General features: G+C 67.7%; 11 protein-coding genes. 6 read left to right on the top strand and 5 right to left on the bottom strand.

The window, feature by feature from the left end:
* Nucleotides 1–95: 95 nt before the first annotated feature.
* Both AB8P05_RS21500 and AB8P05_RS21495 read left to right on the top strand, forming a co-directional pair.
* Nucleotides 96–416 (top strand): heavy metal-binding domain-containing protein, encoded by a 321-nt coding sequence (locus AB8P05_RS21500; protein WP_455174328.1) that lies wholly within the window; start codon nt 96–98, stop codon nt 414–416.
* Between the two features lie 97 nt (nt 417–513).
* Nucleotides 514–1,728, top strand: coding sequence for an E22 family MetX-like putative esterase (locus AB8P05_RS21495; RefSeq protein ID WP_472760280.1), 1,215 nt, complete (start codon nt 514–516; stop codon nt 1,726–1,728).
* A gap of 218 nt (nt 1,729–1,946) precedes the next feature.
* On the opposite strand, the gene AB8P05_RS21490 is transcribed toward AB8P05_RS21495, so the two are convergent.
* The 3 genes from AB8P05_RS21490 to AB8P05_RS21480 form a co-directional block, all read right to left on the bottom strand.
* Entirely contained in the window at nt 1,947–2,474 is a 528-nt protein-coding gene (locus AB8P05_RS21490) for a hypothetical protein (RefSeq protein WP_455174330.1), read from the bottom strand.
* Between the two features lie 90 nt (nt 2,475–2,564).
* Nucleotides 2,565–4,118, bottom strand: coding sequence for a DHA2 family efflux MFS transporter permease subunit (locus AB8P05_RS21485; protein ID WP_472760279.1), 1,554 nt, complete (start codon nt 4,116–4,118; stop codon nt 2,565–2,567).
* A gap of 137 nt (nt 4,119–4,255) precedes the next feature.
* Nucleotides 4,256–5,365, bottom strand: coding sequence for an HlyD family secretion protein (locus AB8P05_RS21480; protein ID WP_472760278.1), 1,110 nt, complete (start codon nt 5,363–5,365; stop codon nt 4,256–4,258).
* A gap of 236 nt (nt 5,366–5,601) precedes the next feature.
* Here AB8P05_RS21480 and AB8P05_RS21475 point away from each other — a divergent pair, with 236 nt between their 5' ends.
* From AB8P05_RS21475 to AB8P05_RS21460, 4 genes are all read left to right on the top strand, one after another.
* Nucleotides 5,602–6,231 carry a TetR/AcrR family transcriptional regulator gene (locus AB8P05_RS21475; RefSeq protein WP_455174333.1) on the top strand — a complete coding sequence of 210 codons (630 nt, stop codon included), beginning with the start codon at nt 5,602–5,604 and terminating at the stop codon, nt 6,229–6,231.
* A 146-nt stretch (nt 6,232–6,377) separates the two neighbouring features.
* Entirely contained in the window at nt 6,378–7,574 is a 1,197-nt protein-coding gene (locus AB8P05_RS21470; protein WP_472760277.1) for a GGDEF domain-containing protein, read from the top strand.
* Nucleotides 7,575–7,755: 181 nt separating this feature from the next.
* A complete protein-coding gene (gene rodA / locus AB8P05_RS21465) occupies nt 7,756–8,922 on the top strand; it encodes a rod shape-determining protein RodA (RefSeq protein WP_455174335.1) in 1,167 nt (388 codons plus the stop codon).
* 372 nt (nt 8,923–9,294) lie between these two features.
* Nucleotides 9,295–9,888 (top strand): family 16 glycosylhydrolase, encoded by a 594-nt coding sequence (locus AB8P05_RS21460; protein ID WP_472760276.1) that lies wholly within the window; start codon nt 9,295–9,297, stop codon nt 9,886–9,888.
* Between the two features lie 12 nt (nt 9,889–9,900).
* On the opposite strand, the gene AB8P05_RS21455 is transcribed toward AB8P05_RS21460, so the two are convergent.
* Entirely contained in the window at nt 9,901–11,634 is a 1,734-nt protein-coding gene (locus AB8P05_RS21455) for a branched-chain amino acid ABC transporter ATP-binding protein/permease (protein WP_472760275.1), read from the bottom strand.
* A complete protein-coding gene (locus tag AB8P05_RS21450) occupies nt 11,631–12,500 on the bottom strand; it encodes a branched-chain amino acid ABC transporter permease (RefSeq protein WP_455174339.1) in 870 nt (289 codons plus the stop codon). Before AB8P05_RS21450 ends, AB8P05_RS21455 begins: the two co-directional genes overlap by 4 nt.
* Between the last annotated feature and the right edge of the window lie 44 nt (nt 12,501–12,544).

Raw genomic sequence — 12,544 nt, 5'->3', positions numbered from 1 at the left:
GGCTAGCTGCACCTGCGAATTCGCAGTGCCGCCTTGGACTCCGCCGTAGAGCCCCCATCTGTCCGGCATCGAAACTGCCAAGGGAAAACGCGGCGATGATCGTCACCAGCACCGATTCCGTCGAAGGCCGCCCCGTCGCCCAGTATCTGGGCATCGTCGCCGGCGAGGCGATCATGGGCGTGAACGTGTTCCGCGACCTGTTCTCCTCCGTGCGCGACATCGTCGGCGGCCGGGCCGGCGGCTATCAGGCGGCCCTGCGCGAGGCGCGCGAGGCGGCCTTCGCCGACATGCAGGAGGCGGCACGGTCGCTCGGCGCCGACGCCATTGTCGGGGTGGACGTCGATTACGAGGTGCTGGGCAAGGAGAACGGCATGCTGATGGTGTCGGTCAACGGCACCGCCGTCCGCCTGCGCTGAGGGCGCACCTAACCTTAAGCGTCAGCGAAGGCGTCTGGACAGACACAACCGTATGGGTAGACTGCCCGTCCAGCAAACAATTGGGAGGGGGTTGCCCATGCCTCGGGTTGTCCGCGGATCCACCTGGTCCGCTCGTCTCGGCGGGCTCGCCATGGCCGCATGCCTGTTCGGCGCGCTGCCGGCGCTGGCGCTGGACGGCATCGTCGAAAAGAAGGTTTTCGAGATGCCGTCCTACACCACCGTCGGCGGCGGGACGATCAAGAACGTCCGCATCGGCTGGGAAAGCTACGGCAAGCTGAACGAGGCGAAGGACAACGTCATCCTCATCACCCATTTCTTCAGCGGCAACAGCCACGCCGCCGGGAAATACAAGGCGGAGGATGCGGCACCCGGTTATTGGGACAGCATCATCGGGCCGGGCAAGCCGCTGGACACCGACAAATACTTCATCATCAGCTCCGACACGCTGGTGAACCTGTCGCCCAAGGACCCCACCGTCGTCACCACCGGCCCGGCCAGCATCAACCCGGACACCGGCAAGCCCTATGGCATGAGCTTCCCTATCGTCACCATCAAGGACTTCGTCAATGTCCAGAAGGCGCTGATCGACAGTCTGGGCATCAAGTCCTTGCAGGCGGTGATGGGCGGCTCGATGGGTTCGCTGCAGGCCTTCGAATGGGCGGCCGACCATCCCGACATGGTCAAGCGCGTCATCGCCGCCATCGGCGGGCCGGAGGCCGATCCCTTCCTGATCGGCTGGCTGAACCTGTGGGCGGCGCCGATCAAGCTCGACCCCAACTGGAACAACGGCGACTATTACGGCAAGACGGAGCCGAAGGCCGGCCTGACCGAAGCGCTGAAGCTGGTCACCCTGCACGCCCGCCACTGGAAATGGGCCGACGCCGCCTTCGGCCGCAAATGGGCGGAAGAAGGCAAGGACCCGAAGGCCGCGATGGGCAACCAGTACGCCATCGAAGCCTGGCTGGACAAGGCGGCGTCCGGCCGCGCCGCGGTGAGCGACGCCAACCACTTCCTCTATCTGGTGAAGGCCAACCAGACCTTCGTCACCGGCAACGGCGGCTCGCTGGAGGACGGTCTGGCGAAGATCAAGGCGCCGGTCCTGCTGATCCCGTCCGCCGACGACCTCGTCTTCCCGCCCGACCGCAACATGCGTCCGCTGAAGGACCGTCTGGAAAAGCAGGGCAACGCGGTGGAGTATACGGAGTCGATCACCTCGACTCTCGGCCATCTGGACGGGGTGGCGAACATCGCCAAGGCGGGGGAGACGATCACGCAGTTCTTGGCGAAGTGAGGGGGTTTTGGGGGTGGCTTAGCGCAGGCTTCGATTGCCCCCACCTAACCTCCCCGCTCTCAGCGGACCTCCGGTCCGCCTGCCGCGTCAGCACAAAGCGGAGCTTTGTGCGAGAGCTGGGCGGGGGAGGGACTGCCGCTTCTTTTCCGAACAAGCACTTGTCCCCTCCCCGCCCAGCGGGGGAGGGTTAGGGTGGGAGTCTAGCTTCGCAAAGCCCCCTACTCCCCACTCACCGGCACCCCGCGGAAGTTCAGCAGGCTCGGCGCCTTGTCGATGATTTCTTCCAGAATCAGCGAGGCCGTCTCCAGCTCCCGCTCCAGCTCCGGGCCGAGCTTGCCGGCATAGTTCGGACGCCGCAGCTTTTCCGCAGCGTCGTGCAGGCTGCGCAGCTCCGCGACGAAGATCTCGCGCGCACCCATCGGCAGGATCGGGTTGGCCGACAGCACAAAGAAGAATCGCATGCTGGCGCGCACCAGCAGGGCCAGCATCACCGTATCGAGCTTCTCGAACTGGTCGCGCAGGTCGTCGGACCGGGCGTCGACCAGATTGCGCATGCGCTGCTCGATCAGGATCACCAGGGCCTGGAACTCTCCCACCTTGTCGCGGAAGTCGCGGTAGGCGCCGAAGCTGTGCTTGCTCGCCTCATGCTCGGCCAGCTGGGCCAGCTTGGAGGCTTCGCGGCATTGGCGCTCCAGGGCGCCCAGCAGTTCCTTGACCTCGGCTCGGGTATATTGGCGCTTGCTCATGGCGATCGGCGGGGGCTCGGCAGGGGGACCGCGCCAAGCTATAGCACAACCCGCGGGCGACAACCTATGCCGCTCGCGGGTTTGCGCCGCTCAATGGTCGGCCTTCACCGGCCCGCCCGGACGCCGCACCAGCGGCATGAACAGAAGCGCGCCGAAGAACACCGCCGACATCAGCAGCATGGCGTCGTTGAAGGTCAGGATCATCGCCTCGCGCTGGACCAGGCCGACCAGCCGGGACATCGCCGCGGCGGTCGGATCGGCCACCAGCCCGTCGAATCGCTGGCTGAGATTGTCCACCATCTGCTGCACCTCCGGCCGGGCGAGGTTCACATTGTCGCCGAGCCGGTTCATGTGCAGGGCGTTGCGGTCGGTCAGCACCGTGTTGATCGCCGCCAGCCCGATGGCGCCGCCCAGGTTGCGCATCAGGTTGTACAGGCCCGACGCGTTCTTCAGCTTGTCCGGCGGCAGGGTGCCCAGCGCCACGCTGTTGATCGGGATGAAGCACAGCATCAGCGACATACCGCGCACCGCCTGCGGCAGGAACAGCTCCCAGAATCCGGTCTCGGCGGTGAAGTGGCTGTTCATCCAGACGCCGCTGCCGAACAGGATCAGCCCCAGCGCCAGCATGGCGCGCAGGTCCATCCGCTTCGACAGGGCGCCGGCGATGGGGGCGGACAGGAACTGGAAGGCGCCGGTCACGAACATGATCTCGCCGATCTGCAGGCTGTTGAAGCCGCGCACGCGCGCCAGGAACAGCGGCTGCAGATAGACCGACCCGTAGAGCCCGATGCCGAGGATGAAGCTGTAGAGCGACCCGATGGCGAAGTTGCGGTCGGCGAAGGCCCGCAGCTCCACAATTGGATTGCGGTAGGACAGGACCCGCCAGAAGAAGCCAATGCCGCCGATCGCCGCCACCACGGCCAGCGCCAGGATGGCCTCGTCGTCGAACCAGTCGTTGCGCGGCCCCTCCTCCACCACATATTCCAGGCTGCCCAGGAAGGTCGCCATCAGCAACAGGCCGATGAAGTCGAAGCCCTTGCGCAGTTCCGGGTTCGGCCGGTCAACGTCCACCAGGAACCAGACCAGCGAGGTCACGACGATGCCGGGGATCACGTTGGCCAGGAACAGCCAGTGCCAGGACATGTGCTGGGTCAGATAGCCGCCCAGCGTCGGGCCGATGGTGGGCGCCATGGTGGCGACCAGCCCCATCATCACCGACACGCCGGCCCGCTTTTCCGGCGGGAAGATCATGAAGCTGGTGGCGAAGACCGTCGGGATCATCGCGCCGCCGATGAAGCCCTGGAGCGCGCGCCAGACGATCATCGATTCGATGCTGCCGGCGAAGGCGCAGGCGACGCTGGTCAGGGTGAAGCCGGCGGCCGCCACGGTGAACAGCACGCGGGTGGACATGATGCGCGACAGGATGCCCGACAGCGGGATCATCACGACCTCCGCGATCAGGTAGGAGGTCTGCACCCACGAGATCTCGTCGGCGCTGGCCGCCAGCCCCGCCTGGATTTCCGACAGCGAGCTGGAGACGATCTGGATGTCCAGGATCGCCATGAACATGCCGACGACCATCGCGAAGAAGCCGACGATGTCGCGCGTGGTGAGCGGGCGCATGCCCTGGGCCGGATTAGCCATGGAACCGCTGCCTTGGATCGCGGCCGACGGAATCCCGCCCAGGGATGGCTCCGGCCAAAATGTCGCTTGGATGGGTGACGGGGACGCCGCCCCAGAAGGGGGAGGTGGACGGCGTCCCCGCCGGACCGTGGCCGCCGTTACTTGGCGGCCACCGCCTGCTTGTCGGCGAGCGCGCCGAAGACGCCGCCAGAGGTCACATGCGGCGGGACGTCGGCGCCGCGGGTGTCTACCTCCGCCACCACCGACAGGCCGGGACGCAGCAGGCCGGCCAGCGCGTTGTCGCGCGGCAGGGCGATGCGGACGGGCACGCGCTGGACGATCTTGGTGAAGTTGCCGGTCGCGTTCTCCGGCGGCAGCAGCGAGAACTTGGAGCCGGAGGCCGGGGCGAAGCTCTCCACCGTGCCCTCCAGACGGCGGTCGGGGAAGGCGTCGACCGAGATGCTGACATGCTGGCCGGGGCGCATGCGCGACAGCTGGGTCTCCTTGAAATTGGCGACCACATAGACGTCGGGCAGCGGGACCAGCGACAGCAGCTGCACGCCCGGCCGGGCATACTGGCCGACCTGGACGCCGCGGTTGCCGACCACGCCGTCGACCGGCGCCCGCACCACGGTGTTCTCCAGGTCGATCCGCGCGGTCCGCAGCGTCGCCTCGGCCTGGGCCAGATGGGCCTCCGTCTCGGTCCGGGTGGCGCGCAGGACGTTGACCTGCTCGTTCTCCGCGGCGAGCGCCGCCCGCGACCGCGCGACCTGGGCCACCGCCTTGCGCAGGTCGGCGTCGGCCGTTTCCAGCTTCTGCCGACTGGTCCAGCTGTCGTTGGCGAGTGAGCGGCTGCGCTCATACTCCTGCTGGGCGCGGCGCTGCTCGGCCTCGGCGCTCGCCAGCGTGGCGGCGGCCTGGTCGATCACAGTGCGCTGCAGATCCAGCTTGCTGTCCAGCGTGCCGAGCGCCGCCCTCTGCGCGGTCGCCGCGGCCTCCGCCTCCGCCACCTTGGCGCGGAAATCCTGGTCGTCCAACACCGCCAGCACGTCGCCGGCCCGCACCAGCTGGTTTTCGGCCGCCTTCACGTCCCGGACATAGGCGGAGACCTTCGGGCTGACGACGGTGATGTCGCTCTGCACATAGGCGTTGTCGGTCGATTCCATGAACCGCCCTTCCCGCCACCAATGTTCGCCGGCGACGGCGCCGCCGGCCAGCACGGCCAGTGCGACGCCCGACAGCACGATCTTCCGCACGCCATTCGCCATTGTCTCTATCCCCAATCCACCGCGGTCCGCGCCCTTCCGCGCATGCGCTCTTGCCGGCGCCGTCGCAGAAAAGAAACTGAACCGTTCAGTTTAGTCTTGCCGGAAGATGGCGGACGGCCTATCTGTTGTCAAGACCGAACTGAACGGTTCAGTTTTTGGAAACAGAGTGTCTGGGGGCTTGTCGGGCGATGCGGAACGCGGTAGGGGCCAAGAACATGGACTCAGGCGAGGCGCGTATGACCACCTTGGTTGCCCCCACTCCCGAAGCAGGTTCAAAGCCGGCCCAGATCATGGAGGCGGCGGGCGCCCTGTTCCTGGAGCATGGCTACAGCGCCGTCAGCATGGATGCGGTCGCCAAGAAGGCGAACGTGTCCAAGGCCACGCTGTACGCGCATTTCGGCAGCAAGGAAGAGCTGTTCCGGGCGATGGTCGCCTGTGAATGCGCCAACTCCGTGATGTCCGGCGTCTGGGACGAGGCGATGCGCCTGCCGGCGGCAGACGGGCTTCGTCTGATCGGCCGGACCTTTGTCCGCTTCATCGCCTCGCCGAAGGCGCTGGGGGTCTACCGGATGGTGTTGGGCGAGGTTCTGCGCCAACCCCAGCTTGCCCAGGCCTTCTACGAGAGCGGCCCGGCCGAGACCTTCGAGCGTGCGCGCCAGTTCATGGCCCATGTTGCGGCCAGGGGCGAGTTGGCGATCACCGACTTCGATCTCGCCACCCACCAGTTCTTCGGCCTGCTGAAGGCCAACATGCACATGAAGCTGCTGCTTTGCCTCAGCGAACGGCCGAGCGACGAGGATCTGGAACGCTTCGTCGATGCCGCGGTCGACCTGTTCACCAAGGGCTATGCGCCCGACAAGCGGTAAGGCCCCGCTATCATCCTTGATAACAATAGACCGGCAATAGCGAGAACTCCCGACCCAGAGTTCGCCCGGTACGGCTTGTCAGCGGCATAGACTTCATATAGCGTGCCGAAGGCATACTGACGTAATCGGGCGTGGCGGGCCGGCGGATGAATTTCGACACGACCTTCATCGCGCAGGTCATCACAGTGATCGGCTTTGCGGTGGGGCTGTCCATCGTCGTGGCGTCCGGCCGCTATCCCCGCCACATCCGCAATTCACTGCGTGCCTATGCCTACGGCAAGTTCCTGCTGGGTTCCGCCTTCCTCATCGGCGGCCTGCGCGGCGACGAGATGCCGGAACTGTTGATTCCGCTGGCGAACGGGATCGGGTTGGCCGGGCTGGCGATGAACTACACCTGCGTCCGCCATCTGCAGGACCGGCCGGTCCGGCGGCTGGTTCCGGTGGCGGTTGGGGGCGCGGTGGCACTCGGCTGCCTGCTGCTGTTGCTGGCCGGCGGCGATCTGTCCGCGGTCCGCACGCTGGTCAGCTTCGCCGCCGCCGCCGTTCTGCTGGTCATCGCCTTCGAGGTGCTGGTCCGCTACGAGCACCGCGGCGTTCCGCACTATGTCACCGGCCTGCTGTCGGCGGCACTCGCCATCGTCTATCTCGTCCGCATGGGCGCCGGCCTCAGCCACGAGGCGCCGGTCGGCCAGCTCGTCGACGACACCGTGGAGCGCGCGACCTTCCTGCTGTCCCTGCTGGGCACGGTGGTCGGCGCCATCAACTACATCCTGATGGCCAGCGACGAGTTCAACCGCGAACTGACCAAGCTCGCCCACACCGATGGGCTGACCGGCGCCCTCAACCGGCGGCGCCTGTTCGAACTGGGCGAGGGCGAGTTCCGCCGCGCCCGCCGCTATGGGCGGGAGCTGACCGTGCTGATCCTGGACATCGACCGTTTCAAGGCGATCAACGACCGGGCCGGCCATCCCTTCGGCGACCGGGTGATCCAGGCGGTGGCCGACATCTGCGCCGGCCAGATCCGGCAGGAGGATTCCATCGGCCGCATAGGCGGGGAGGAGTTCGCCATCCTGCTGCCGGAAACCGGGGCGGAGGCCGGGCGGATGCTGGCCGAACGGCTGCGCGGCGCCATCGAGCGCCAGCTGGCCCCGCTCGGTGCCGAAGGCGGGGTGACGGTGACCTGCAGCATCGGCGGCGTCAGCATGACGCGGGGTCACAGCCAGTTCTCCGACCTGATCGCCCACTCCGACAGCGCGCTCTACGACGCCAAGAACGCCGGCCGCAATCAGGTGCGCTTCTTTCCTGCCGCGTCCGCGCTGCGCACCGCGGTGGCGACCGCCTGATCTCGGCCGCCTGATCCCCACCGCCTGATCCCGCCTGCCCACCCATGGGGGCCGGTTAGAAAAAGCGGCCGCCGCACGGGCGGCTTTACCGATGGGGCGGCTTGCCGCATTATCCGCGCCGGTTACCTCCGGCGGGCTGCCGGAGCCTGTCCCTCCTTTCCGGCAACATCGGCGTACGGTCGTGGTTCTTTCCCATCTCGGCTCCGGCGGTCTGGAGCCGCAGCGGTCGCAGCTGACGCTCGGCACGAAGATCAGGCTCATCAACTGGGGGCTGGTCCTGCTGGTCTGCACGATCACCGGGGTCGGGGTCGGGCTGCTCTATTCCGCCGCCGGCGGCCATTGGAAACCCTGGGCCCAGCCGCAGCTGGTCCGCGCCGTCCCCGGCTTCGTCCTGATGCTGGGCATCGCGCTGGTGGACATCCGGCACCTGATGAAGTCGGCCTACGTCATCTTCTTCATCGTGCTGTGCCTGCTGATCGCGGTGGAGCTGATGGGCCGCATCGGCATGGGCGCCCAGCGCTGGATCGACCTCGGCTTCTTCCAGCTCCAGCCGTCGGAATTGATGAAGCCGGCGCTGACGCTGGCGCTCGCCCGCTATTTCCACGGGGTGACCCTGGACCAGATCGGCCGTCCGCTGCTGCTGATCCCTCCCCTTCTGCTGGTCTTCACCCCCGTCGCCCTGGTGCTGATGCAGCCGAACCTGGGCACCTCGCTGCTGCTGATCCTGGGCAGCGGTGCGGTGTTCTTCGCCGCCGGCGTGCGGGTGTGGAAGTTCCTGCTGGTGATCGGCGGCGGGCTCGGCGCCATTCCCGTCGCCTGGGAGTTCCTGCACGACTACCAGAAGCAGCGCGTCTACACCTTCCTCGATCCGGAGACCGATCCGCTCGGCGCCGGCTACAACATCCTGCAGTCGAAGATCGCGCTGGGGTCCGGCGGGCTGTTCGGCAAGGGGTTCATGTCGGGATCGCAAAGCCAGCTGATGTTCCTGCCGGAGAAGCATACCGACTTCATCTTCGTCGTTCTGGCGGAGGAGTTCGGGATGGTCGGGGCGCTGACTCTGCTGGCGCTCTACCTGCTGCTGTTCATCTATGGCTGGATCATCGCGCTGAACAGCCGCAGCCAGTTCGGCCGGCTGGTGGCGGTCGGCATGACCGCGCAGTTCTTCCTCTACGTCTTCGTCAACGTGGCGATGGTGATGGGGCTGATCCCGGTGGTCGGCATCCCGCTGCCGCTGGTGTCCTACGGCGGGTCGGCGATGATGACGCTGATGGTGGGCGTCGGCCTGCTGCTGAGCATGTCGGTCCACCGCGACGTGCGCATCCCCAAGAGCGGCGTCACCGACGTCTGAGGCTCCGCGGTTATCGGCGGAGGTAAGTCCGCCGGCGCCGGCCCCACCCCGCCCGCACAATTGCCGCCCTGCCCTGCCCTCGCGATATGGGGGTGGGGGCCGACCGAAATTGCGCGCCGGCCCGTTCTCAGCGGGAGGATCGGCCATGCGCAACGACGACGCCGGAAACGGCGAACGGACATACGGCAACCGGAAAGCACGCATCATCGCCGCCTGTGTCGCCGGGGGCTTTCGGCCCTGCTGGCCGCTGCCGGCGGACCGGCGCTGGCCGACGGCCTGTTCAGCCATCTCGGCGGCAGCTTCAGCGAGAAGTCCGGGAAGTTCGACGCCTCGCGCTGGCAGCGCTCCGACGGCTGGAAGGCCGGCGGCCACATGAACTGCAGCTGGAACCGCGCCAACGTCACGTCGGAAAAGGGGCATCTCGCCCTGTCGGTCAGCGACGACATCAGCGGCCGGGACCGCTATTCCTGCGGCGAGTATTCCACCCACCGCTTCTACGGCTACGGCAGCTATGCGGTGTCGCTGAAGGCGGTGAAGGCCGACGGGGTGATGACCTCGGTCTCCCACTACACCGGCCCGCCCTTCGGCGATCCGTGGGACGAGATCACCTTCGGCATCGCCGGCAAGGACACCACCAAGATGGAGATCAGCTGGGTCGCCAACGGCGTCGGGCACCGCGACACGGTGGTCGACCTCGGCTTCGACGCCGCCAAGGGCTTCCACAGCTACGGCTTCGACTGGAAGCCGGACGGCATCGTCTGGACGGTGGACGGCAAGCCGGTGCATCAGGTCGCGGCCAAGGAGGGGCAGCTGCTGCCGCGCATGCCGGGCCGGTTGATGCTGCGATTCTGGAGCGCATCGGGCGACACCGAATGGCTGCGCCGCTTCACCTATCCCGGCCATCCGCTGACCGCCGAGATCGCCGCCGTCAGCTACCGCGAGGACCCGTCGAACCTCAGCAATTGAGGCGGGCAGGCTTCAGTCCAGCGCCTCGGCTCCCAGGTAGGATTCGACCACGCGGGGGTCGGCCACGACCTCCGCCGGGGCGCCGTCGGCGATCTTCTCGCCATGGTCCAGCACCACGACGCGGTCGGACAGCGCCATCACTGCGCGCATGACGTGCTCGATCATCAGGATGGTCAGCCCCTCGCGCCGGTTCAGCTCGCGCAGGACCCCGACCATGCGGTCGACCTCCGTCGGGCGCAGGCCGGCCAGCACCTCGTCCAGCAGAAGCAGGGTCGGACGGGTCGCCAGCGCGCGGGCGACCTCCAGCCGCTTGCGGTCGGGCAGCGTCAGGCTGCGCGCCGGCCGGTTGGCCTGATCGGCCAACTCCAGCCGCTCCAGCACGGCGCGGGCCTGGAGCCGGGCGGTCTCCACCGACCTTTCGCGGGCCAGCGCGCCGACGACGACATTCTCCTCCACCGTCAGCTGGCCGAAGGGCTTGACGATCTGAAAGGTGCGGCCGATCCCGGCGGCGCAGACCTGGTTGGGCTTCAGCCCGGTCAGCGGCCGGCCCTTCAGCGTGACGCGCCCCTCGTCGGGCGGAAAGACGCCGGCGATCAGGTTGAAGGTGGTGGTCTTGCCGGCGCCGTTCGGGCCGATCAATGCCAGGATGCGCCCCTCCGGCACGGTGAAGCTGACGTCGGAAACCGCCTTCAGCCCGCGGAAGCGCTTGGACAGGCCCTCGACCTCCAGCAGTGCGGTCATCTCAGGCACCCTCCCCGGCTGGCGGACGAGACGCAGGCGGCGGGCCAGCCAGGGCCACACGCCCTCCGGCCGGAACACCACGATCACCACCAGCGCCACGCCGTAGAACAGTTGCTTCAGACCCGGCAGGTCCAGCCCGCCGACCTCGATCAGGAAGGTCAGCAGCTCGCCCAGCGGCGTCAGGATGAAGGCGCCCAGGATCGGGCCGATCAGCGTGCCGATGCCGCCGACGATGGCCGGCAGGATGATCTCGATGGAGCGGCCCATGGAGAAGACCTGCTCCGGGAACAGGTTGTTGAAATAGAAGGCCTGGAACACGCCGCCCAGCGCGGTCAGGGCGGCCGACACCGCCACCGCCGTCATGCGGGCGCGGAACAGGTCGACGCCCGACGCCTCCGCCGCGTCCGGCTCCTCCCGCACCGCCAGCCACTGGTAGCCGAGACGGCTGTGCAGCAGCACCCGCGACAGGACCAGCGCGCCCAGCACCAGCGCCAGCGCGACGTAATAGAACAGCAAGGGCGAGCCGCGCAGGTTCAGCGGATCGCTGACCCCCGCCTCCACCGGCAGGAAGAAGCCGCCGGAGCCGCCGACCCAGGTGATGTGGTCGAAGCCGACGCGCGCCACCTCGGCGAAGGCGATGGTCAGCAGGGCGAAATGCACACCCTTCACCCCAAAGCGGAAGCCCAGGAATCCGATGGAGCAGCCGGCCGCCACCGCCACCAGCATCGCCAGGACCATGCCGGCCCAGGGGCCGATGCCGAAATGGACGAACAGCGCGGCGCTGACATAGGCGCCCAGGCCGACATACAGCGCATGGCCCAGCGACAGCAGGCCGGAAAAGCCCATCATCACGTTCCAGGCCTGCCCGACATAGGCGAACCACAGCACGGTGGTCAGCACCGACACCAGATAGCGGTCGGCGACCAGGGGGGCGACCGCCAGCCCCAGCGCCGCCAGGGCCAGCAGGACCATCCCGCGTCCCGTCACTCCGGAAAGGCCGGTCATGACCGTTTCCCCAACAGCCCTTGCGGGCGCAGCAGCAGAACCACGATCAGCACCCCGTAGCTGAACAGGGATTTCAGGGAGGGCGTCAGCAGGAAGCCGGCCAGCGCCTCCGACATGCCGATCAGCACGCCGCCCAGCAGCGCGCCGGGCAGGCTGCCCAGCCCGCCGACGATGACGATGATGAAGCTGAGCAGCGTGTACTCCGGGGCCAGCTGCGGCCGGGCATCGACCAGCAGCGTCATCAGGGCACCCGCCACCCCGACCACCGCAGCACCGATGCCGAAGGTCAGCGCATAGAGCCCGTCGATGTTCAGCCCGACCACGCGGGCGCCCAGCGGGTTGTCGGCGCAGGCGCGGATCGCCTTGCCGGTGCGGCTGAAGCGGAAGAAGGCGAACAGCGCCGCCGCCACGACGATGGCCGCCGCCCCGGCGCGCAGCCGCACCGAATCCAGCAGCATCGGCCCGATCTCCACCGTGTCGAAGCTGTAGGGCACCTGGACGTTGCGGGCGTCGGGGCCGAACAGCATCAGCATCGCGTTGACCAGGATGGTGGCGATGCCCAGCAGCAGGATGAACTGCATATGCTCCGGCCGCTCGACGAACTTGTTCACCAGTCCGCGCTGCAGGAGCCAGCCGCAGGCGAACAGCAGCGCCGCCATGATCGGGGCCGACAGCAGCGGGTCCAGCCCCCACCAGCCGCCCAGCAGCACGGCGCCGTACATGCCCGCCACCATCATCTCGCCATGGGCGAAGTTGACGACGCGCACCACGCCGAAGATGACCGACAGCCCCAGCGCCGCCAGCCCATAGACCAGGCCGGTCAGCAGCCCGGAGGCCGCGATGTTCAGGTAATAGTCGATCGGCATGGGCGGCGGATTGTCCGGACGGTGGGGTTCTGCGGGTTAGCAGT

The sequence above is a fragment of the Azospirillum sp. VT-I1 genome (genome assembly GCF_055698305.1).
Note: the sequence above shows the minus strand (reverse complement) of the source record. Positions and strands in the feature narration are given on the sequence as shown.